This window comes from Acinetobacter lactucae, assembly GCF_013344765.1.
GTDB classification, from domain to species: Bacteria; Pseudomonadota; Gammaproteobacteria; order Pseudomonadales; family Moraxellaceae; genus Acinetobacter; species Acinetobacter lactucae_A.
This window is the reverse complement of sequence record NZ_JABVBF010000040.1, coordinates 1-22,385: the sequence shown is the minus strand read 5'-3', so window position 1 is coordinate 22,385 and position 22,385 is coordinate 1. Positions and strand designations below refer to the sequence as shown.

The following is a 22,385-nucleotide window of genomic DNA, read 5'->3' as shown; positions in this document are numbered from 1 at the left end:
AAAATGCCTCATTGAAAATAGAAGGTGAGATATGTTAAAAATGCTTATAAATGTGTAAAAACAAATTTAAGTTAAATAGCATTTATATTTTATATTTATGGGGATGGAAGATTAAATGGAAGATGCATTCCAAAATCTGAAAGTAATGGTGATTGATGACTCAAAAACCATTCGCCGTACAGCAGAAACCTTATTGCAGCGAGAAGGCTGCGAAGTCATTACTGCTGTGGATGGATTTGAAGCTTTGTCCAAAATTGCAGAAGCAAATCCGGATATTGTTTTTGTCGATATCATGATGCCTCGTTTAGATGGTTATCAAACATGTGCTCTGATTAAGAACTCTCAAAATTATCAGAACATTCCCGTTATTATGCTCTCTAGTAAAGATGGTCTATTTGATCAGGCAAAAGGGCGTGTGGTAGGTTCAGATGAATACTTGACGAAACCTTTTAGCAAAGATGAATTGCTAAACGCGATTCGTAATCATGTAAGTTCATAATCCAGTAATTTGAGGGCAAAAAAATGGCACGTATTCTCATTGTAGATGATTCACCAACAGAAACTTTTCGTTTTAAAGAAATTCTAACCAAGCATGGTTATGATGTGCTTGAAGCATCAAATGGTGCAGATGGTGTAACTTTAGCAAAAGCAGAACAGCCGGACTTAGTATTAATGGATGTAGTCATGCCAGGTGTAAATGGCTTTCAGGCAACACGCCAAATTACCCGTGATGAAGAGACTAAACATATTCCAGTTGTTATTGTGAGTACTAAAGATCAGGCAACTGATCGAGTATGGGGCAAACGTCAGGGCGCACTCGATTATCTGATTAAGCCGATTGAAGAAAAGCAACTGATTGATGTAATTAAACAATTTCTAAATTAGCTCATCCATCCATAAAAACATAAATGGCGGGATTTAAACCCGTCTTATAGGATAGAGTATGGCCGCGAACGGATTTATCGAGTTACTTCGTTTATCTAAACGAGGTAATAAGAACTACGCTTCAGTTCAAAATGAAGCACAGCGATGGTCAGGGATTGCTTTTGAAATGAGAGGGCAATACTTCGTCGCACCACTTGGGGAAGTGTCAGAAGTTATCTATCCACCGAAATATACACCTGTTCCAAATACTCAAAGTTGGGTAAAGGGATTGGCAAATATTCGGGGGAGATTACTTGCAGTTTCTGATTTGGCTCATTTTATTTCAGGGCAACGAAGTTCATTTTCGGCTGCCCAAAAAGTGTTATGTATTAGCCATCACGACCAGTATGTGGGCTTGGTTGTGGATCAGGTCTTGGGGATTCAGCACTTTAATAAAAAAAGCTTTTTTTCTCAAAGCTTAGACTTAGAGGAAAATCTAAAAGAATATTGCCAAGGTTATTTTCATCAACATAACCAGCATTGGCATGTCTTTTTATTTAGTCGTTTATTGCAAAACCCACATTACATGAATGCATCGACAAAATTTATAAACTAATTTTACGCTGTGAAAACAGAGTATTTTTTTGGGGAAAAGCTATGGGCTTTAAGCTTAAAAAGAAAGGCAGCAATCGGGTTGCGTCCGAAAAATCGAATGTCAATTTTATTGCAAAAATCCAGTCGGAAATTGAGCAATATGCCAGTTTGTTTGGGGAAAGTAAAAAGTCCAAGCCTATCCTTTATGTTGCATTATTATGTTTAGTATTTGCTTTAACTTCGCTCGTTTATTTATTTTATAGCGTGCCTCGACATAACCAATTAACACGTAGTCTGGGTGAGTTACGCTTATTGTCACAAACTATTTCTAGACAGGCTACGGAAGCAACGGCTTCTGGATCACCTGAAGCAATGAAAGACTTAATTGAGTCGCGCCAACTTTTTGCTAAAAATATGCAAAATGTTGAAAATATTTATGGTAAGTCTTCAAAAGAATACCAAAAGGTGGCGGTTCTGTGGAAAGCTTTGTCTTATGACGTCGACTTGATCTCGTCACAGCAGAGTGTAATTAATAAGTTATATAATATGAACATCTCGATTAGTGACACTATTCCTGAGATTCAAGCTGAATATAACTTGATGGTTGATAAGATGGTCCGCGAAAACGTATCGAATAATCAGGTCGTTATTGCTAAAAACCAGGTATTTATTGCGGAACGTATTTTACGTTCTATTAACTCCGTTTTCATTAGTACAGAGAACTCCGAGAACTCAGCGCATGACTTTAGTGTCGATATTGATACTTTTGGTGTGTATTTAAATGCACAGCTAAATGGTAATGCTGAATTGGGTGTTGCTAGAGTTGAGTCTCCAGAAGTACGTGAATCTTTGGAAGGTATTCAAGCCGAATATGATAAAGTTTTAAAATCTGCAGCGACATCAGTTCTCAAACATACAAATCAAATTGTAAACGTACGTCAATCATCGGGTGAGATATTCTCGCAATCTGATGACATGTTGGCTGCATTGGGTGATCTTTCCGAGCAAACACGTTATGGGTGGAAAGCTTTTGTTTTAGTTGCACTTCTTACATTATCACTTATTGGATTAATTAGCTCAGTTTTAAAGCTTTTATCACTTCGTAGTAAAGCTGATAAACAGCGTGTAGCTACATTGCAAGAAGAATATGACCGTAACCAGAACGCGATCTTACGTTTACTTGATGAAATTGCCGATCTTGCAGATGGTGACTTACGTTCATATGCAACGGTATCTGAAGACTTTACAGGGGCAATCGCCGACTCTATTAACTTCGCAATTGACCAACTACGTGACCTCGTATCTCGAATTCATGAAACTTCGCAAGAAGTTGCTCGTTATACCCAGAATACCCAGAATATTACTAACCAGTTAGCAGAGGCATCTGAGCACCAAGCACAAGAAATTGCAGGTGCATCAACAGCGATGAACGAAATGGCATTGTCTATTGACCAAGTATCGTCTAATGCATCTGAGTCCGCTAACGTAGCACAGCGTTCGGTATATATTGCTTCTAATGGCGCACAAGTGGTAAATCGTTCTATTGAGGGTATGGATACCATTCGTGAACAGATTCAGGAAACATCTAAGCGTATTAAACGTTTGGGTGAGTCATCACAAGAAATTGGTAATATTGTCTCATTAATTAACGATATTGCAGACCAAACAAACATTTTGGCTTTGAATGCCGCGATCCAAGCATCTATGGCTGGTGAAGCAGGTCGTGGTTTTGCTGTAGTTGCGGATGAAGTCCAGCGTCTTGCAGAACGTTCAGCATCGGCAACTAAACAGATTGAAACTCTGGTTAAAACGATTCAAACAGATACTAACGAAGCCGTTATCTCAATGGAGCAAACTACAACGGAGGTTGTTCGTGGTGCTAACTTGGCGAAAGATGCGGGTATTGCATTGGATGAAATTCAAAAAGTATCTGGTGACTTGGCAAACCTAATTGCTAGCATTTCTGACGCAGCAAAACTTCAATCAGCTTCTGCAAGTCATATTGCTGCAACCATGACGGTTGTACAAGAAATTACTTCACAAACAACGACAGCAACATTTGATACTGCTCGCTCGGTATCGGAATTGGCGAATATGTCAGAGTCACTACGTGAGTCAGTAACAGACTTTAAATTACCTGACTAAATTGGGGGAAAAGAATAGCTATTTCTGTAATCGCTATTCTTCTAAAAAGTATTAACAACACCAGATAGATATTGGGGAAAACAGCTATTTTTCTGGTGTTGACTCTGTCGTTTTTCTCCATTTAGGAGATAAGCAAAAGAAGCCTTTGCTATGAAAGAAATATTAAAAACTTTAACTGAAGCAATGATGCTACCGGAAGATAGCTATTCTCAACAAGATGATGAATTTCTTGAAATCTTTATTGAAGAAATTGAAGAAATTTTTGTTGAATTACAATCTTTGATTCATGAATGGATGCAATCTGAAAATATTGCTACGCTGACTGCAATTCGTCGTCATTTTCATACCTTGAAAGGTTCGGGGCGGATGATTGGTGCAAAATCATCTGCAGAGCTTGCTTGGACTGTCGAAGATACGCTTAATCGGATTATTAATCAAAGTATCGAATTAACTCCGAACATCCAACAATATGTTCAGTTGGTATTTAAGTTCTATTTCTTTAAGTTAGTAGATGACTTCAAATCTAAAAAAGAACATTTAGTAGACTTTAGAGCACTTATTTTATTGGGCCAACAATTACAACAGCAGCAAAGTTTAGAGCCGGCATTAGATGAACTTTTAGTATTGGCGGGTACTCTTACTACTGAAACTCAGACTGGTTTAGAAACGAATGGTTTAGAATTAGAATCAAATGAAGTTTCAACTATCTCTACTCCAGAAATCGCTATAGAAAATGAACAGGCTCTTGCGGAAACCTTAATTTTATTTATGGAAGAAGCAGAAGAGCACTTAGCTACTATTGATCAATTTTTAGAACAAGAAATACATCAGCATGAGAGTTACAATGCTTTAATACGAGCATTACATACGTTACGTGGTAGCTCTGCAATGGCACAGATTGATGCGATTTTTGAGGCCAGTACTAAAGTTGAGCATTTATTTAAAATCTTATTGCAAGAAGAACTCTCTTCTCACTCAGAAGAAATTAGACTACTCCGTGATTATCGTCAATTTATTCGAAATTGTTTAGACCTATTGTCTATACATTGTGCTAATGAGCAATTAGAAGCTGGCCTGCAAAGATTCAATCAGATTTGGGATGCTTATATAGAGCAGCGTGGAGAGCATTCTAGTTCACTCACGCCTCCACATGGTCTGGTATCCCAGCTATTACAACTAGATGTTTCCGAGTTGCTTGATGCAGAGTTAGACTTTGAGAAAGGAATACGTACTGAGTTTCCTCATTATCTTGAACGTTTAAGTGAACAAGCAGATTTGTTGTTACAACATACTCAGTCACAGGCAATGGTGGGTTTATATGAATATACTAACCAGCTTAAAGACAGCTATAAGATATTACTTGATCGACCTGATTTACTGCAATCAGACTATATTTTTGAAATTTATGAAAAAGCACATCAACAATTAATTCAATTATTTGATGCCTTAGCTGCGGGTCAAAGAGTTAGTATTATTGAGCAGCACCAAAATATTCTTGAAGAGCTAAGACTATATACTCAACATGTACCAAGTCTTAATTTTGAACCATTAGAAAGTTATCAGGAAGTCATTGAACCATCGTTTAATACTGCAATTGAAAAAATAAGAAATGAACCTCTGATATCTATAGAAGATGTATCAAATGATCCTGCCCTGATGAGTCAGAGTGTACAGTTGGATCGTCAGTTTATTTCGAGTGAACACGTAAACCGTTATTTTGATCCAGATCTATTAGATATCTTTCTTGAAGAAGCTGAGGAATTACTTGAGGGAATTGATACCGATCTCAATATTTGGGTAGGTGAGCAAGAAAACTTTGCGGCCCTGAATAATCTAATGCGCTATTTGCATACCTTGAAAGGGGGAGCAAATATGGTTCAAGCAACCTATCTTGGTTTGATTACCCATGAATTAGAAAGTATATATGAGCGTTTAATTCAAAAACAATTAGTTGCAACTTCACCTTTAATTGATTTTATTCGTTTGGTTCAAGATGATTTGGCTGACCGTCTACAAATCATGCGTGAAAAACAGCTAGATTATGCAGCTCCTTACACAATTAACGCGTTGAAGAGAGCAGGCCAAAACTCTAACTTCCAATCTGTACCTGAGGTTGAAGAATTTGATATTGAAAGTGAGCTATTCTCTGAACAAGAGGTAATATCTGAAGTATTAATAGATAATGTGCTGACAGAAATTGAACCTGTTATTGAAGAATTAGAAGTTCATCATGATCAAGTACTTGATACAGTTGTTACTGAATTGGCTACTCCAGTTGAAGCAATAACATCAGTTAGATCATTGCAAGAGAATGAAGCTGTAGTTGATGAAGAGGATATTACGGCTGTTGTTGAGCAAACATTCTTAGAAGAAGCTGCTGAATTGTTAGAAATGGCTGATGTGCTATTGAAACAATGGTTCGATCAGCGTACGAACCGTAGCATCTTGCTTCAATTACAAAGAGCCGTGCACAGTTTGAAGGGTGGTGCACGAATGGTCGGTTTAGAAGCTGTGTATGCAATTGCCTATCAACTGGAAAATACTTTTGAACAATTTGCACTGCATCACTTCAACTCGAATATTTATGATCATTTGCTCGAAAGTGCCATTGCATGGCTAAAAGATGCAATTTTCAAGCACAACTACCAACATTTTGATGGACTACAACAAAGCTTAGAAAATATTCAATTCTTTGAAACAAATATCCAAATCCCGGCTAAGTTAACTAAAGCTGATTTGTTTAGCTCAGAGTCTGTGATGACCTTTATACAAGGTGATGGTACAGAACCGCCACCAATGATGGGTTTATGGGAGCAAACAGAACGTCTGGATCAGAATAATGAAATGATCCGTGTTTCAGCAGACTTAATCGAGAAAATGATTGATTTATCTGGTGAAAACTCGATTAACCGTTCCCGAATTGAAATGGATCTAAGTCAGTTTGGTCATACATTGGTTGAAATGGAATTGGCTATTCAACGACTTGCCGATCAGTTACGTCGAATGGAAGGTGAGTTAGAGACACAAATTATTGCCAAACACGGTATTGAGCATTCTCGTTATACTGACTTTGATCCTTTAGAAATGGACCAATATTCATCTTTAAATCAGTTATCAAAATCTCTTGCTGAATCTGCATCGGACTTGGTCGACTTTAAAAATACGTTATCTCACAAGATCAGAGATACAGAAAGTTTGCTTTTACAACAATCACGAATTCAGGCAGAAATTCAAGAAGGCTTGATGCGAACACGATTAGTTCCATTTTCACGGTTACTACCGCGATTACAGCGAATTGTTCGTCAGACCTCTACCGCGTTGAACAGACCTGCTGAGCTTTTTGTAAATAATACTGAAGGTGAATTAGACCGTAATATTTTAGAACGTTTAGTAACGCCGCTTGAGCATATGCTTAGAAACGCAATTGACCATGGTTTAGAAGACAGAGCGCAGCGTCAGCAAGCTAATAAACCAGAAGCTGGGCGTATTGAACTCAATATTCAACGTCAAGGTACAGATGTTGTGGTTGTCTTTAGCGATGATGGACAAGGTATTGATGTAGAAAAAGTACGCCAAAAAGCGCTGTTCGCAGGTCTGATCAAGCCAGAACAAGACTTGGAACACCAAGATATTCTGCAACTGATTTTCCATCCAGGTTTAAGTACTGCAGAACAGATCACCCAGATCTCTGGACGTGGTGTTGGACTTGATGTTGTACAAAGTGACATTAAGGCTCTAGGTGGACATGTTAGCGTAGACTCTGTTTATGGTAAGGGAACAACATTTACTATTCGTGTACCGACTACAGTAGCTGTAAGTGATGCTCTAATGGTGAAAGTGGCAGATCAACAATTTGCGATTCCACTTGCTCAAATTGATCGAATTGTTCGAGTTTCTCCAGCTTCTTTAGAACAGTATTTTGAAAGTCCTAAAGAGCTATTCGAGTATGAAAATAAACGTTATCCATTACGTTATCTTTCAGAATTTGTGGGTAATCAACCAATGCCTCGTCTAAATGGCATGATGTATTCATTACCTGTCTTAATGATTAAAGCCAATAATGGCCAAACTGTTGCATTACTTGTTGATCAGTTAATTGGTTCTCGAGCACAAATTGTAGTGAAACCAATTGGTCAACAGTTCTCTAGCATTGGGGCAATTGCAGGTGCGACTATTTTAGGTGATGGACAGGTTTGCTTAATTTTAGATGGACAAAATATTGCACGACAAATTCAGTCAACGCCGCGTCATAAACAGCTCAGTGAAGCGGTATATAAACAACGAGAATCTGACGAGCGCCGTCTCGTTATGATTGTTGATGACTCGGTAACTGTACGTAAGGTAACGTCTCGATTACTTGAGCGCCAAGGCTACGATGTTGTGACCGCTAAAGATGGTGTAGATGCTATAGAGCAGCTAGAAAATATTAAGCCAGATCTAATGCTACTTGATATTGAAATGCCACGCATGGATGGTTTCGAAGTACTGAATCTTGTACGACATCATGACATGCATCAATACATGCCAATTATTATGATTACATCCCGAACAGGTGAAAAACATCGTGAACGAGCATTCTCATTAGGTGTAAGTCAATACATGGGTAAACCTTTCCAAGAGGAAGAGTTACTAGAGAATATCGATGCTTTACTTCTAGCGTTTGAAAGTGAGGTCAAATCATGAAAGGTAGTGTGAATACATCTCTGATTGGTAATATGGACCAACAAGAGCTACAGCATCTTATTACGGTTTCAACTGGTTTTATTGATGCCTATATTATTGAATGTAATGATCAGGTACCTATGCTGTTGCCACAAAATATTGTGTTATCCGCTATGGACGTAAGAAATGGCATAAAACATATTGAGTGGCATGATGTAAAGTTACCTATCTACTCAGTCCATAACACAACTGATCAATATGCTGTAGCACTGGTAATTGAAGGGGAAGATATCAGCCAACGTTTTGCATTAATGTGTAAAACTATGCCACTTTCTGTTCGTTTACGTATTTCTGAAATTGTCGATGAAATAGATGAGCATGAGGCTGAACAGCATCCAACAGTATTTAAATATGTGCGTATGCAAGATCAACGCTACTATATACCTAACTTAGAATATATTGAAAAATCACTTGGCTTATAAAGCAAAAAAGGAACTCAAATGAGTTCCTTTTTAAATTTTATTTAGCTAACAAGTTTTCCAAAATTTGCTCATAAATATCAGTCAATGGATCAAGGTCATGTACGTCGACATGCTCATTAATTTGATGAATTGTTGCGTTAAGAACACCTAACTCCAAGACTTGAGCGCCTGTTGGGGCAATAAAACGTCCATCTGAAGTACCGCCGCTTGTTGAAAGCTCAGTTTCAGTACCCGTTACGTTCAAAATAGCAGTTTGTGCGGCATTAACGAGTTCACCCACAGGTGTTAGGAATGGTAAACCAGACAAATTCCAGACAATTTCATACTGCAAGCCATGCTTATCTAAAATTTCATGAACACGTTGTTTAAGCTGTTCCGCTGTAACCTCGGTTGAATAACGGAAATTAAAAGTAACTTCTAAAGCACCTGGGATTACATTAGTTGCGCCAGTCCCTGCATGGATATTTGAAATCTGAAATGATGTCGCTGGGAAATACTCATTGCCATTGTCCCAAACTGTTTGGCACAACTCAGCTAACGCTGGCGATGCTTCATGAATTGGATTACGCGCCAAGTGTGGGTAAGCTACATGACCTTGTTTGCCTTGAACCTTTAATACAGCATTAAGAGAACCACGGCGGCCATTTTTAACAATATCGCCTAGTTTATGGGTACTTGAAGGTTCACCGACCAAACACCACGTCATTTTTTCATTACGTTTTTCAAGAGTTTCAATAACTTTAACCGTACCGTTAATAGCAGGGCCTTCTTCATCAGAAGTAATGAGGAAGGCAATTGAACCTTTGTGATCAGGGTGCTTTGTTACAAAACGTTCAGATGCAACAACCATAGCTGCTAAAGCTGTTTTCATATCAGCCGAACCACGCCCATATAGTTTTCCATCACGGATTTCAGGTACAAATGGATCTGAATTCCATGCTTCTAACTTACCCGTTGGTACTACGTCAGTATGGCCTGCAAAGCAAAATACAGGCTCTTCAGTTCCACGGCGTGCCCAGAGATTATCAACTTCACCAAAACGCATTGGTTCAATATGGAAACCTATTTTAGCTAAACGATCTGCCATGATGGTTTGGCATGTATGATCAATAGGAGTAATAGAAGGTTGTTGTAACAGTTCTAAGCTAAGCGAGAGAGTATCTGAATGGTTCATACCGAAAATTGCGTGCTGATTAGGTGAAATATAGTCCGATATAATAGGCGAATCTCTACGGTATGGGTATGTAAAAATAAAAAAACCTTATCGGAACGATAAGGTTTTTTTCACGTGATGACTCTAACTTACATTTTATTTTGCGTTTTTTCAGCGGTATTCGTTACAGCATCACCTGCTTTAGAAACATCTTTACCAAAACCCTTAAACGTATTACAGCCTGTTAAAACAACAGCAATCATTACAGAAGCAGCTAAAACTTTTTTCATCATTTTCTCCGTTTAAATTTAATAATGAAGTAAATTTAGATTAAAAAACAAACGGAAAAAGAAACATGACTGTTTAATAGTAAAAACGTTATAAAATGTTTCTGGAAACTTAAAACTTATTGTTAATTAGCTTAATTTTTGCAAGTTAGTACGAAATCGACTTAATGTTTAAGTATGAAGGATGTCTAAACATATAAAACATGACCTCTTCACTATTTTTACAATATAAACCATCTGTCCACCAGTACGCTGTATCTGAACTAGGTTGTTGATTTGGACACAACCATTCGTGTCTTTCTAATCGATAAAAGGGAGAGTGTGGAATGGTAGTACCCCAATATCCCAAACGACGCTTTAAATTTATCCAGTCTGGTAATGACTGTTGTAAATTTAATTGTAAAGGTAGATAGAGTTGTCCTTTTAAAACAGCAAAACGTTGTTCGATCTTAAAATTTAATGCTTCAGAGAACTGAAATTGTTTATTCGTAAAATGATAAAGTTTTTTGCTCAGAGTATCTTGGCGATTCAACCCAATCCATTGTTCTAAATGTAAATCTGCCTCGCCTAAGTAGTATTTTAGCGCGACTTCCCAATGTTCAACTTGTTGAGTTTCTTTATTTAAAATTAAGAAATCTAACTCACCTAAAGTTATTGCTCCTTCAATCTTTTGAATACTATGACCCAACAGTTGGTAAGGATGATAATTATCCTCTTGTAGCCAGAACCAAAGTAAATTCTCAAAGCGTAAACCTAAGCGTGTACTTTTAAGTTGAGATAAAAAGTGGATTAATGGTTCTGGTGACTGATCAAGTTCTTTCAAACGTGGTAAATAATTTTGAAAATGCTCTTCCCATACTTCGGTTGGATGCAGCTTAAAGTGATGTTGTATAAAAAAACTTTTTGGTAATTGGTAAAGTAAATTGGGGCTAGCGATACAAAAAGCCAGCTGTCGCACTACAGGGTGTCGAAATTGAAGCCATGGTTCGAAATAGGAAGTTTTCACTGAGGCAATATTCATATATTTAATACTCGAAGTAATTCATCCTAATTTCATAAGGGACCAACAAACAATATAAGAAAAACACTTTATACTAACGCTAACAGCAGGTTAAGGTTTATATATGCGAACATTGTTCTGGCGCTCTTTGGTCGTGATTTTTATCACGCTAGGCATTATTGGAGCAATTTTACCAGGTATGCCCACAACAGTGTTTTTGATTCTGGCTGCATGGGCGGCTTCAAAGGGGTGGCCACAAATGGATGACTGGTTATTAAATCATCCCAAATATGGCCCAACATTACGTGATTGGCGAGCCAATGGTACAGTGCCACGTAAAGCCAAGTGGATTGCAAGCATAATGATGGCAATCAGTGGCCTGATCATGCTATTTACTTCAGCACCGCTTTGGGTCAAGGTTTTTACCGATACTACCATGTTCATCGTTGCAGTTTGGTTATGGCTAAGGCCTGAGCCAAAAAGTGAAAATGCGCGTAGATAAAAGAAGATTGAGAACCTTTTATTTTTGGTGCAAGACAAGTTTTTCCTATAAATTTTTACTTAAACTCAAAATATTTGAGTTGATATAAGAGAATAAGTTCAATGTCTCAATTTAAGCTCGAAGATGCAGATGTCCTCATAGATTTGGCAAATCAAACTTTAACTTTGCCTAAACATAATAAGTTTTATGTTATTTCTACCGGAAAGAATGGTATTGGTGAGCAGGAAAATACAGGTAGAACTCCACGTGGATGGCATAGAGTTGCAAAAAAAATTGGCGCCGAGTCTCCTCAAAATGCGGTTTTTATTGCACGTAAGCCAACAGGGGAGGTTTATAACGCTGAACTAGCAGCACAATTCCCTGAACGAGATTGGATATTGTCACGTATTCTTTGGTTAGATGGCTTGGAAGAGGGCTTTAATAGAGGGGATGGCCACGACACTATGCAGCGTTATATTTACATCCATGGGACGCCAGACACGCAACCAATGGGTGTACCAATGTCACATGGTTGCGTTCGAATGCGTAATGAGGAAATCATTGAACTATTTGATTTAGTCTCTGAAGATGCATTGGTTTATTTGTCTGAGCAATCTTTAACCTAAAATAGGATTTTAAAAATTCTTATTTAATTAGCTGAATGATCAAAATATTAGAATAAGTGCTTAAATAAAATACAAAAAATTGTTTTTTACTTAATAATGACTTATTTTTAATCATTCATTCGCATTTTTTTGAAAAGTTGTCGAAAAGCGTTTGACACCTGTTAAAGATTCTCTATAATGCACCTCACAAACGATGAAGACGTTAAGGGCGCTTAGCTCAGTTGGTAGAGCGTCTGCCTTACAAGCAGAATGTCGGCGGTTCGATCCCGTCAGCGCCCACCAAGCCTTTACGTTAAGCTCTCAAGTGCAGCGGTAGTTCAGTTGGTTAGAATACCGGCCTGTCACGCCGGGGGTCGCGGGTTCGAGCCCCGTCCGCTGCGCCACTTAAGACTTAACATCGTTTACCCCACAATTTCGATATTGTGAAAGTGCAGCGGTAGTTCAGTTGGTTAGAATACCGGCCTGTCACGCCGGGGGTCGCGGGTTCGAGCCCCGTCCGCTGCGCCACTTTTCAGTTCGGGTTGTGTTTGGAAGATGATTTAGGATGTAAAAGTTTTAAATCGAAAAATTAATAATTTATTAGTTTTTTCTTCTTGGGGCGCTTAGCTCAGTTGGTAGAGCGTCTGCCTTACAAGCAGAATGTCGGCGGTTCGATCCCGTCAGCGCCCACCATATATGTGACCATACTTTAATTTTAAAGTATTGTAGTGCAGCGGTAGTTCAGTTGGTTAGAATACCGGCCTGTCACGCCGGGGGTCGCGGGTTCGAGCCCCGTCCGCTGCGCCATTCTCTTGATTCCCTTGTCTAGAGAATGTAGAGTATGAAGATACATTCGCTATCTTTTCTCATTAAGGGCGCTTAGCTCAGTTGGTAGAGCGTCTGCCTTACAAGCAGAATGTCGGCGGTTCGATCCCGTCAGCGCCCACCATATTTCCTACCAGAAATTTAAATCTCCCTAGATTAATATTCTTCTATAAATATCTTATGCTTGCATGTAAATTTATTTACTATGTGACTAAGTATAGGCTCAACTTTTCTATTCTAAAATTAAAGTCTTTATATCTTTAAGTTATTCTTTTTATTGATCGCTAGTTATTAAGTCTTCAGCTTTATTACTTCTATACTTATTGTCTTTGATGGGTTCTTAGTGCTCATTAAATTTCGTTAGTAGTGGTTAAAGATAAGAATTTAGTGTGTAACTTACTAGTTTTAGCTAATATCAACTTTATATTTGTACCGATCACCAATATTTTTACAAATAAAAAAACTGCTATTTTTTTGAATAGCAGTTTTTCGATTAAAGTACTTTTAATATTCGTTTAAAAGCCATCCACTTGCATACGCGAAATATTCACGTAACCATGCATTGTAACGAGTAGCTAATGGTGTTTCGGCCGCTACTCCATAAACTTGGGTATAGCCCTGTTTTTTTGCAATCGCTACTGCTCGAGGAATATGAAAATCACTTGTGACAATAGCGATTGGCTGGTCTAAGGTAATGAGGTGCTGTTCTAATAACGGTTTACTATTTTTTAAGTTAAGCTCTGTGCTGGTGCTTTTATCTTCAAGAATCATTTGATCTCTTGCGATATGATACTTTTGCTCAAGATAACGAGACATAACTAATGCTTCGCTTTCTTTTTCTGAAAAATCAACACCACCTGTTAAAACAATCTGTGCTTGCTGCTGTTTTAGTGCTAAAGGTGCGGCTGTATCTAAACGTTTTGCAAGAATTGTGGATGGTTGGCCATTTTCGACACCACTTCCTAAGACAATAATTGCTTTTACTGGGGGAATATTATTTGAAGTATTCTTATTTTCTTTAATAAAGCTAAAGAAATAGCCTAAGCCAATTAACCATATCCAGAAGCATAACCACCCAAAACGCCAAAGTGTGTGTAAGCGATAGTGATAGAAGAAAAAGCGCTCTAAGTGATAATAAAATAAAGAATATAGGCAGAAGAAAGCACCTAAAATTAAAGGAATAACGGTGCCTACATTAATTTTATTGAGACAAATTAGAACTAATCCATCTAGAAATAAAATCGAACCAATGATTGCTAGGAAAATACGGATCCACTTACTGACTTGCATTGTGCTTAGAGTTGCAATTTAAATTGCAGACAGTGTATGCAAAATCATTCTGAATGCAATAAAAAACCGAGTAAAGCATTTAAGCTATTACTCGGTTTTTTTTGTTCTTATTGGTCTTTAATATACATCACGGCGGTAGCGGCCTTGTTGTCTTAACTCATCTACCTGTTCTTCACCTAGAATTTCGATAAGTGCTTGATCAACTCCGCTTGCCATACCATCAATACTACCGCATACATACAGAACAGCACCGCGTTCTATCCAGCTTACTAATTCTGCTGCATTCTGACGAATTACATCTTGAACATAAATGCGTTGTTCCTGGTCTCTAGAAAATGCTAAATCAAGGCGTTTTAACATTCCTGTTGTTTGCCATGCCTCAATAGTTGATGAATAGAAGAAATCACATGCTCTTTGACGTTCACCGAAAATTAACCAGTTTTCAGTGTAGTCATGACGCGTACGGGTGTGTAATAGGCTCATTAAGCCAGCAATACCTGTTCCATTACCAATACAAATAATAGGGCGGTTGTCATCAATAAGATGGAATGATTCATTGGTACGAATACGTAAAGCAATTTCATTATTAACTTGCGTATGTTGAGTTAGCCAACCTGAACCTAAACCTAAGTTACCAGACGTGTCATATTGTTGACGAACAACCAAACGAAGGACTTGCTGAGAAGGAATACTCGCAATCGAATACTCTCGCGTTGGTAAGTTAGGAAGCTGTTCTAATAAATGGTCCAGATTCGCAAATGGTTCAATTTCGCCAGTTAAATCTTTATTCCAAAGCGCTTTTTCGATTGGAATCTGTAATGAATCAACTTTTGTATTTTTAAGAATATGATGCTTCTGCAAAAAGTCGTGAATACGTTCAGCGCTATTGCCCGGTTGTATTTCAGCAATATCACCCGCTTGCCATATCGCCTCATGACTTGCTTTAAGCTCAATATTATAAGCAGGTTGACCTAAGCTATTTGGATTGAGTAAGTCGCGTTGTTGCAATATCCATGTATCAAAGACTTTTTCTAGATTTACAGCATGCAAATCTAATTTAGTTGCTTTTGCTAGAGATTGATTCCAGTTCTGAATATCCGATGGGTTTGCATTATCAACTTCAATTGTATTGAAGAGGGCATGAGCACCATTCGCTTTGAGCCAAGCGTCCACCACATGACCAAAACTACAATACGTGTCTGGATATTCTTTAGAACCGAGAGCCAAAACAGCATAGTTGATGTGCTTAAGGTCTAAGTTCGATTTTAAAAGTTTCTTAGCAAAGCTTGTAGCGAGATCAGGAGCATCACCAGTACCATAAGTACTGATCACGAATAAAACCTGTTGATGTTGCTCTAAATCAGTTTGTGTTAGCTGCTGTACAGGTTTAACCTGAACAGGTTGATGAGCTTCTTGTAAACTTGTTGCCGTACTCCAAGCGAGTTGTTCTGCTACACCCGTTTGAGTTGCATAAGTAATCAACCAAGGCTTTGCATTTGGATCAATGTATTGTCCTGCTAAAGACTGGCGAGCCGCATGTGTTAATTTTTTCTGTTTACGGCGTTTAAGATACAGCATCCATCCAGTAACCAAGAACAAAGGCATTGCTAATGAAGCAAGCATCGCAACGAATTGATAAATTGGTCCAAAAAAGCTACCACGGTGTACAGGTAACATGCTGCTCATAATCTTTTGATTAAGCTTTTTATCTTCGTAAAGCTCTATCTTTTCGATATTACCAGTTTGGTAATTATAGATGGCTTGGTTACGTGCACGTTCGTGTTGTGGAGTAGCATCGATAAAAGTTAACTCAATTTTTCCATCATCTTTTTTTGGTAAGTTCATGGTTAGAGTTGAATAATCACGTCCAATCTGACTATTGAAGCCACTCCATGTTTCATTAAGTGCTGTAATGAGCTGAGTATTATCTAATTGGGGTTCTGATTTTTTATCATGATTACGGTCAGCTTGTTTACCTTGTTGCATTCCACGATTTTGAGGAGTAGCACCATGACCTTGTGGTTTAGGTTGCTCGACTCCCATTACTTTGAACATGCCACTACGCCACCAATCATAAGACCAATATAGACCTGTGCATGCAAAAAGTAGATAAAAAACAATGACCCATGTGCCGACAACAGCATGTAGATCCCAAATAAAATTTCGGCCTTTGAGTTTCGGTTTAATAGCAAGCCATTGACGAGCAGAGTGCTTCTTAGGCCAGCGTAAATACAATCCACTCAGTACGAAGTAAATTAACATAAGTGCGCAGGCACCAGTAATTTGTTTACCAACTTCACCAGCGGTTAAATTACGATGAATTTGTTGTATGAGTAACAACAACTTTCGGCCTTTAATATCTGGAAGAACCTCAGCGTTATAAGGGTTCACCATCATATTGTAGCCACGGCGTTCACCTTCTTTTTCAATATTTACAATAGAAGAAGAGGTGGGATCCTTGGCGATCGTAATGCTATTAATTTTGATTTCAGGCTGAGTTGTATTGAAATGCTGATAAAGCTGCGCAGGAGTTAATTTTGGAGTGTTTTCAGCTTGAACTACATAACTATCAGAATTCACCCATTTTAAAATTTGTTGGTCATAAGAATATATTGCACCTGTTACACCCATAATGGATAAGATTAGGCCAGCAGTAATACCCAGAAACCAATGAATTTGAAATAAAATTTTTTTAAACATGGTCGAAAATGTAAATATGATGGAGATCTTGTAACGAAGTATAGCCGAAGATTGGGGAGATAATATGGATTTTGGAGATAATATTAATTTTCATTATCATTTATTTTTAGCTTAATAAAAAACCTCCATGAGGAGGCTTTTTATTAAATATAGAATTATAAGGTTTTCGGCTCGCCAACAGATTCTTTTAAGTGCGTGCGAATTGTATTGAACGAGAAGTTCTTAGAATCCATGCGCTTAGGTAGGATATAAGCACCTTGTTGTTCTTGGCCTTTTGGATCTTTTACTTTGAAATTGACCAAAATAAAATCAGGTGTATTGTACCATTCGTAGATATTTTTCCATCCAATAGTACCTACGCCTTCCTGTAAGCCCATTTGTTGACGCATCACAATACCATGAGGCTGCACACCTAAACGAATACCTTTGATTTCCTGTACCGGAAATTCATTCATTTTGCGTTTAACATACCATTCTAATCCGTATTTACGACCTAGGTAGTAAAGTACTACAGCGACAATAGCAACCCAGCAAAAAACTGTAGAGTAGTTCTTAATAAAAATAAGACCTAATATAGCAAGGGCTAAAACGACACCCATAATTGCCCAAATTTTTGTGCTGATTTTATTGGTGCTGCGCCAGATAAGAAGCTGTGCATTACGTTGTTCAGCTTCTGACACATCATATGGAACAGGCTGAAGCGTATAAGCGTATAAAGTTTTCGCGGTCATAGTGCAAATAACAAATTGTAAACTGTTTTAAGTTTAGCATTAATTGGCATAAGTCAGGAAAGGATATTATGCCAATTTCATACTAATTTCCGACTCAAATTTATAACGATGCGAGCTCACTGGCATCATTATCAAGATCATGACTTAGACGTTGTTTTAACATACTAAAACGGTTCAATACACCAAGCATGAGTGATAGTTGCTGTAAAATAATGAGTGATTTTTGATCCTCTTCATTATTTTGACTTAGACGCTGTCTTATCGTTTGGAGCATATTTTGTGCTGTAAGATCAGGCATTTCGTCCCTTAGTAAAGCCCCTTGAATGTCATCTAGCGCTTGGTCTAAGAGTTTAAGAACAGCTTCATCTTGAATGCTTTCCCGATGTGCCCCAAGTGCTGCGATATAACTTAAAAAGGTATGGTTTAAACATAAAAATTCAAAGATATCTGACTTACGAGTAGGGTCAAAGTCTGGCTCGGTTGCTAAAGTTGAAATAAGTGAAGCAACCTCAGCATCTGTATTATGGGCAGCACGTCTTACAATACGGTAATTCAGCGCATGATTGCGACCTTCATGATATTGTTTAACGACTTCAGCTAAATAGTTGCATTGAGCTTGTAATGAACGTCTGATGTTGCGAGGTAAGCGACGGAACTTCCAGTCGGGCCAAATAAATGTCACCCCAAACCAAGCTAGGGCACAACCAATTAAAGTATCTACAAATCGCGGAATAGCAGCGGCCATTGCCGAACCATCTAGATTAAAGTTAATTAATGCCAAAATTGTAATAAACGCGGTTGCTTGAGCATATTGCTTACTGCGTAACTCAAAAAACAATACTCCGCTTAGGATTAACATTATTAGTTGTCCTTCTATAGAAGGCACTAGAAATACAATTGCAAGGCCAACAATAATCCCAACTAATGTTCCAACAATTCTTAAGCGTAAGCGACGTTTGGTTGCGTTGAAATTGGGTTGGCTTACAAATAGGGCTGTAAGCATAATCCAATAGCCGTACTCAATATTGGTCATTTGAATCAACACATAACCAATAAAAAGAACAATCGATACGCGAATTGCATGGCGGAAGAGTACAGATTCGGGAGTTAAATTTTGTTTTATTCGAACAACTATGTCATTCCATCCTTGTAAATCATCATCTTTCAGCTGATTTTCGGCTTGTTTTACTTTATCAGATTGAATGTGTTGTTCAGTTTCCAAGTTAAGTAACTGAGAGTCGATAGATTTTAAGTTTTGGTACAAAGCGAAAAGAGCATTTACCCATAAAAGGTCATAATGCTGATCACGTCTTAGCTTCTCTAAAGACAGTCTTAGGTTCTCAAAACTTTGTTTGAAGCGTTTATTATGATTATAAGGTTTACGTTGCAAAATACATTCGTTTAGTTCTTGGCAAGCTTTGCCTTGAACCGCCAAAATTCGTTGAAATCTAAATAAAATATCACTGTGCTGAAAAATTTTAGCTAATTTTTGATAGTCAATATGGGCTGAGTCTGCACGCTCATGAATGTCTTGAGCGACAAAATAATAATGTAGGCTTCGGCGTGTATCTTTTTGTCCACGGTCACCTTTTAAACGAGTCAATAAAGCTGTTTTTAAATCATTAAAAATCGTAATTAATTTACCATTTTCTAATGACAGCTCAATCATGCTTTGCTGATAGCTGGCAGGCGTCATATCTACATCAAACAAATTTGATTTTGCAAATAGAAAATCACCTAGAGATGCATAGGAGGCAGCTAGTTTGTCTTGAAGTTGACGAACGGGAAATAATAAAAAGCTAATCGTTGCAATTAGACCATACCATGCAGCACCTGCAACTAAAAGGGCTGGTTGGATATACCAATGATCAAAAAGGTGAACACCCAACATGGTATAGACCGAAACAACCAAACAGCCATAAGAAATGGTGGCGTAACGACGTCCTAACGAACCTAGTAAAATCCAGCCAATACATGAAGCAATTAAGCCTAAGGCAAAAGCCATTGGGTAGGGGAAAAGTAATTGTACGGAAGCTGCGGTAACGAAGAACCCAATATAAGTATAAATCAGGTTCATGATTCGCACTGAAAAGCGATCATCAATATCACTTAAACCTGCTGCGACTACACCTAAAGTGAGTGGAATAGTTGCTAATTGATAGCCTAAAAAATAAGGCACGAAAGCAGTTCCTGAAAAGGCTATCAGCATTCGCACGTTATACATAAATGTTGTGTTATAAGTCGCTCTTTTTAGGCGTTTAAACCAAGATTTCAAAGGAAGTCCTTGCTGATCAACCTGAGTGATAAAGGATTTGTGTATTTCTACACCAATGTTGCACAAATCATACGATAGACAGTGTAAGCTTGTCTGTATGCAAATGAGTGAAAAATGAAATATCGTTATGTCTGAACAAACAGCCCAGCGTCAATACTCTATTGGCTGGATTATGTTGCTCGCCTTGCTTACGGCTTTAGGGCCGTTATCCATTGATATGTACTTGCCTGCATTGCCCCAAATGGCTCATGATTTTGGGGTAAGTACGCAAATGGTGGCAAATACACTACCAGCTTATTTTTTTGGTTTAGCTATCGGACAGTTAGTTTATGGTCCTCTAAGTGATCGTATTGGAAGAAAGAAACCACTTTATTTTGGCCTTGCGCTTTATGCAGTCGCCAGCTTATTTTGTGTAATGGCTACCAGTGAATGGAGCTTGATTGCTGCACGTATTTTGCAAGCTTTAGGTGGCTGTGTGGGTGTGGTCATGGCTCGTGCAGCAATACGCGATAAACTCGATGTTCAAGGCTCGGCACAAGCTTTTTCAAGCATGATGATTGTCATGGGGCTTGCACCAATTTTGGCACCGATGATAGGGGCATGGATTTTAATTTGGTTCCCTTGGCAGGCTATTTTTATCGCGCTTTCAGTTGTGGGGGCACTATGTTGGCTGTGTGTACATTTCTTTTTTAAAGAAACTTTGGCAAATGATAAAAGGCTTAAGCTATCGCTCTATCAAGTGGTGACTTTATATGGAGCTATTTTCAAGGATGTGAGTTTCCGCTTACCTATGTTTGCAGGCTGTTTAACGGGGGCAGCATTATTTTGCTATATCAGCTCAGCACCTGCCGTGTTTATGGATCAGTACGGACTTAATCAGCAAGAGTTTGCTTACGTATTTGGACTAAATGCTTTTGGTATTATGTTGATGTCCTCTTTAAATAAGCACCTAACAACACGTGTTGAGATCACTAAACGTTTAAAATCGGGTTCCCTTGTGCAAGTGACTGGAGCCATCATTGTATTTATTGCTGGTTTAATTCCTGCGGCGCCTTTATGGCTTGTTATGGTAGGACTATTTTTCGCTATTTCTGGCATTGGTTTAACTGGCCCAAATGCGATGGCACTCGCAATGTCCAAACAAGGTGCTCGTGCAGGGACAGCAAGTGCGATCATGGGAAGTATGCAATTCGCTTGTGGCCTTTTAGGTGGTGTGTTACTTAACTTCTTGATTTGGTCTGCATCACTCAATATGGGAATAATGATGGTGTTATTTACGTTGAGTGGTTTTATTGTTGTATTGAAAGCGACACAACAGGTAAAAACCAAGCCATTCCCCTAATTTTTAGAGAATGGCCACTTATAGCTTATTCGTCTAGAAAAACTGCGAAATTTTCAACAGGTTCTCTAGGGGTAATAAAGGTATTTACAATATGGTCAGGATCAGCATGACCTAGTGCAATTGCACATACCAGTTCTTCGTCATCTGATGCACCCAACACATCTAAAGCAATAGGGTGAAAATGGTTCCAAGCTGCTTGTGGGCATGTATCTAAGCCACGTGCCTTGGCAGCGACCATCACGTTTTGGATCATCATCGCGATATCCATTTTAGACCCGATTCCCATCGTTTTATTTACGGTAAAGAAAAGACCGACTGGAGCATCAAACAGTTTAAAATTACGTAACTGCTGCTCAGCCATTTTTTCTTTTTCGCCTTTTTTGATTTCGAGTAAACCGTAGAGTCCCCAACCATTTTCACGGCGGCGGTCAATAAAAGGGGATATCCATTTTTCAGGGTAATAGGCAAAAGTTTCTTTATATTGTTCTGCAAGTTCCGGATTTTTTGAAACTTCAATTTGTGCAGCACAGACACGTTCAACCATTTCATCTCGCTTTTTGCCTGTTACCACATACACTTTCCATGGTTGAGTATTCGTTCCAGAAGGCGCTCGGCTTGCGACTCGTAATAAATCTTTAATCACTTCTGGTTCAATTGGAGTATTTAAAAAAGCGCGGACAGAATGCCGAGAAGTGATAGCCTCATCCACGAGACGAACTTGTTCCAAATTCATGAGTACTCCTATATCTTTTCTTAAATCTTCACACTTTTTTGAAGCCTTATTTCATAATTTGAAACTACTTCATTTATAAGAAAAAAATATTAGATTAGAAAGGCGTATCTTTGCAGATATGATAATTTAATTAGTTTGGACATAATGTCTGATTAATTATAATTCGAATATGCCACTTTATATTTAAATTAGGCAAAAAAGCATGCTCTTGTTGGT

Annotated in this window: 17 protein-coding genes and 6 tRNA genes; 15 read left to right on the top strand and 8 right to left on the bottom strand. The window is 38.2% G+C overall.

All coding sequences use genetic code 11. From position 1 onward, the window contains the following. The first annotated feature begins 115 nt into the window (after nucleotides 1–115). From pilG to HUN22_RS06315, 6 genes are all read left to right on the top strand, one after another. Nucleotides 116–499 carry a twitching motility response regulator PilG gene (pilG, locus tag HUN22_RS06340; RefSeq protein ID WP_000389061.1) on the top strand — a complete coding sequence of 128 codons (384 nt, stop codon included), beginning with the start codon at nucleotides 116–118 and terminating at the stop codon, nucleotides 497–499. Between the two features lie 23 nt (nucleotides 500–522). After that, nucleotides 523–885 (top strand): response regulator, encoded by a 363-nt coding sequence (locus HUN22_RS06335; protein WP_174727190.1) that lies wholly within the window; start codon nucleotides 523–525, stop codon nucleotides 883–885. 58 nt (nucleotides 886–943) lie between these two features. Further along, on the top strand, nucleotides 944–1,480 hold the full coding sequence (locus tag HUN22_RS06330) for a chemotaxis protein CheW (protein WP_174727187.1): 537 nt from the start codon (nucleotides 944–946) through the stop codon (nucleotides 1,478–1,480). Nucleotides 1,481–1,521: 41 nt separating this feature from the next. Next, nucleotides 1,522–3,603 (top strand): methyl-accepting chemotaxis protein, encoded by a 2,082-nt coding sequence (locus HUN22_RS06325; RefSeq protein ID WP_174727184.1) that lies wholly within the window; start codon nucleotides 1,522–1,524, stop codon nucleotides 3,601–3,603. A gap of 150 nt (nucleotides 3,604–3,753) precedes the next feature. Next, entirely contained in the window at nucleotides 3,754–8,286 is a 4,533-nt protein-coding gene (locus HUN22_RS06320) for an Hpt domain-containing protein (RefSeq protein ID WP_174727181.1), read from the top strand. Beyond that, nucleotides 8,283–8,747, top strand: a complete 465-nt coding sequence (locus tag HUN22_RS06315) for a hypothetical protein (protein WP_174727178.1) — start codon at nucleotides 8,283–8,285, stop codon at nucleotides 8,745–8,747. The genes HUN22_RS06320 and HUN22_RS06315 overlap by 4 nt, the downstream gene beginning before the upstream one ends. Before the next feature lie 37 nt (nucleotides 8,748–8,784). Here HUN22_RS06315 and dapE read toward each other — a convergent pair whose 3' ends face one another. From dapE to HUN22_RS06300, 3 genes are all read right to left on the bottom strand, one after another. Next, a complete protein-coding gene (gene dapE / locus HUN22_RS06310) occupies nucleotides 8,785–9,921 on the bottom strand; it encodes a succinyl-diaminopimelate desuccinylase (protein ID WP_174727175.1) in 1,137 nt (378 codons plus the stop codon). 128 nt (nucleotides 9,922–10,049) lie between these two features. Beyond that, nucleotides 10,050–10,193, bottom strand: coding sequence for an entericidin A/B family lipoprotein (locus HUN22_RS06305; protein WP_174727172.1), 144 nt, complete (start codon nucleotides 10,191–10,193; stop codon nucleotides 10,050–10,052). A gap of 142 nt (nucleotides 10,194–10,335) precedes the next feature. After that, complete coding sequence (locus HUN22_RS06300) at nucleotides 10,336–11,208, bottom strand: DUF1853 family protein (RefSeq protein ID WP_174727169.1); 873 nt, start codon at nucleotides 11,206–11,208, stop codon at nucleotides 10,336–10,338. A gap of 103 nt (nucleotides 11,209–11,311) precedes the next feature. Between HUN22_RS06300 and HUN22_RS06295 the strand changes: the two genes are divergently transcribed. The 8 genes from HUN22_RS06295 to HUN22_RS06260 all read left to right on the top strand — a co-directional run bounded on the left by HUN22_RS06295 (nucleotide 11,312) and on the right by HUN22_RS06260 (nucleotide 13,222). Further along, on the top strand, nucleotides 11,312–11,689 hold the full coding sequence (locus tag HUN22_RS06295; protein WP_174727166.1) for a YbaN family protein: 378 nt from the start codon (nucleotides 11,312–11,314) through the stop codon (nucleotides 11,687–11,689). Nucleotides 11,690–11,790: 101 nt separating this feature from the next. After that, on the top strand, nucleotides 11,791–12,294 hold the full coding sequence (gene elsL / locus HUN22_RS06290; protein ID WP_174727163.1) for a cell wall-recycling L,D-carboxypeptidase ElsL: 504 nt from the start codon (nucleotides 11,791–11,793) through the stop codon (nucleotides 12,292–12,294). 206 nt (nucleotides 12,295–12,500) lie between these two features. Next, nucleotides 12,501–12,576: transfer RNA gene (locus HUN22_RS06285), tRNA-Val, on the top strand. A 24-nt stretch (nucleotides 12,577–12,600) separates the two neighbouring features. Further along, nucleotides 12,601–12,677 (top strand) — tRNA-Asp (locus HUN22_RS06280). 47 nt (nucleotides 12,678–12,724) lie between these two features. After that, nucleotides 12,725–12,801: transfer RNA gene (locus HUN22_RS06275), tRNA-Asp, on the top strand. Nucleotides 12,802–12,890: 89 nt separating this feature from the next. Continuing rightward, nucleotides 12,891–12,966 (top strand) — tRNA-Val (locus HUN22_RS06270). Between the two features lie 37 nt (nucleotides 12,967–13,003). Further along, nucleotides 13,004–13,080, top strand: a tRNA-Asp gene (locus tag HUN22_RS06265). A gap of 66 nt (nucleotides 13,081–13,146) precedes the next feature. Continuing rightward, a tRNA-Val gene (locus HUN22_RS06260) sits at nucleotides 13,147–13,222 on the top strand. Nucleotides 13,223–13,602: 380 nt separating this feature from the next. Here HUN22_RS06260 and HUN22_RS06255 read toward each other — a convergent pair. From HUN22_RS06255 to yccS, 4 genes are all read right to left on the bottom strand, one after another. Further along, nucleotides 13,603–14,388 carry a YdcF family protein gene (locus HUN22_RS06255; protein ID WP_174727160.1) on the bottom strand — a complete coding sequence of 262 codons (786 nt, stop codon included), beginning with the start codon at nucleotides 14,386–14,388 and terminating at the stop codon, nucleotides 13,603–13,605. A gap of 117 nt (nucleotides 14,389–14,505) precedes the next feature. Next, nucleotides 14,506–17,088, bottom strand: a complete 2,583-nt coding sequence (locus tag HUN22_RS06250) for a PepSY domain-containing protein (RefSeq protein WP_174727157.1) — start codon at nucleotides 17,086–17,088, stop codon at nucleotides 14,506–14,508. Nucleotides 17,089–17,243: 155 nt separating this feature from the next. Continuing rightward, nucleotides 17,244–17,819: an SdpI family protein gene (locus tag HUN22_RS06245; protein ID WP_002116136.1), complete on the bottom strand. Its 576-nt coding sequence runs from the start codon at nucleotides 17,817–17,819 to the stop codon at nucleotides 17,244–17,246. Nucleotides 17,820–17,919: 100 nt separating this feature from the next. Beyond that, nucleotides 17,920–20,094: a YccS family putative transporter gene (yccS, locus tag HUN22_RS06240; RefSeq protein WP_174727155.1), complete on the bottom strand. Its 2,175-nt coding sequence runs from the start codon at nucleotides 20,092–20,094 to the stop codon at nucleotides 17,920–17,922. Nucleotides 20,095–20,221: 127 nt separating this feature from the next. Here yccS and HUN22_RS06235 point away from each other — a divergent pair, with 127 nt between their 5' ends. After that, nucleotides 20,222–21,436, top strand: coding sequence for a multidrug effflux MFS transporter (locus HUN22_RS06235; protein WP_174727152.1), 1,215 nt, complete (start codon nucleotides 20,222–20,224; stop codon nucleotides 21,434–21,436). A 25-nt stretch (nucleotides 21,437–21,461) separates the two neighbouring features. Here HUN22_RS06235 and HUN22_RS06230 read toward each other — a convergent pair whose 3' ends face one another. Then, nucleotides 21,462–22,169, bottom strand: coding sequence for a nitroreductase (locus HUN22_RS06230; protein WP_174727149.1), 708 nt, complete (start codon nucleotides 22,167–22,169; stop codon nucleotides 21,462–21,464). Nucleotides 22,170–22,385: the final 216 nt, after the last annotated feature.

Bases quoted from the DNA above. Each gene is read 5' to 3' on its own strand.
- HUN22_RS06315 (WP_174727178.1), top strand. From the start codon at position 8,283: ATGAAAGGTAGTGTGAATACATCTCTGATTGGTAATATGGACCAACAA.
- HUN22_RS06245 (WP_002116136.1), bottom strand. From the start codon at position 17,819: ATGACCGCGAAAACTTTATACGCTTATACGCTTCAGCCTGTTCCATAT.
- HUN22_RS06255 (WP_174727160.1), bottom strand. From the start codon at position 14,388: ATGCAAGTCAGTAAGTGGATCCGTATTTTCCTAGCAATCATTGGTTCG.
- elsL (WP_174727163.1), top strand. From the start codon at position 11,791: ATGTCTCAATTTAAGCTCGAAGATGCAGATGTCCTCATAGATTTGGCA.
- HUN22_RS06325 (WP_174727184.1), top strand. From the start codon at position 1,522: ATGGGCTTTAAGCTTAAAAAGAAAGGCAGCAATCGGGTTGCGTCCGAA.
- dapE (WP_174727175.1), bottom strand. From the start codon at position 9,921: ATGAACCATTCAGATACTCTCTCGCTTAGCTTAGAACTGTTACAACAA.
- HUN22_RS06235 (WP_174727152.1), top strand. From the start codon at position 20,222: ATGTCTGAACAAACAGCCCAGCGTCAATACTCTATTGGCTGGATTATG.
- HUN22_RS06250 (WP_174727157.1), bottom strand. From the start codon at position 17,088: ATGTTTAAAAAAATTTTATTTCAAATTCATTGGTTTCTGGGTATTACT.
- HUN22_RS06335 (WP_174727190.1), top strand. From the start codon at position 523: ATGGCACGTATTCTCATTGTAGATGATTCACCAACAGAAACTTTTCGT.
- HUN22_RS06330 (WP_174727187.1), top strand. From the start codon at position 944: ATGGCCGCGAACGGATTTATCGAGTTACTTCGTTTATCTAAACGAGGT.
- HUN22_RS06305 (WP_174727172.1), bottom strand. From the start codon at position 10,193: ATGATGAAAAAAGTTTTAGCTGCTTCTGTAATGATTGCTGTTGTTTTA.
- HUN22_RS06300 (WP_174727169.1), bottom strand. From the start codon at position 11,208: ATGAATATTGCCTCAGTGAAAACTTCCTATTTCGAACCATGGCTTCAA.
- HUN22_RS06230 (WP_174727149.1), bottom strand. From the start codon at position 22,169: ATGAATTTGGAACAAGTTCGTCTCGTGGATGAGGCTATCACTTCTCGG.
- HUN22_RS06295 (WP_174727166.1), top strand. From the start codon at position 11,312: ATGCGAACATTGTTCTGGCGCTCTTTGGTCGTGATTTTTATCACGCTA.
- HUN22_RS06320 (WP_174727181.1), top strand. From the start codon at position 3,754: ATGAAAGAAATATTAAAAACTTTAACTGAAGCAATGATGCTACCGGAA.
- pilG (WP_000389061.1), top strand. From the start codon at position 116: ATGGAAGATGCATTCCAAAATCTGAAAGTAATGGTGATTGATGACTCA.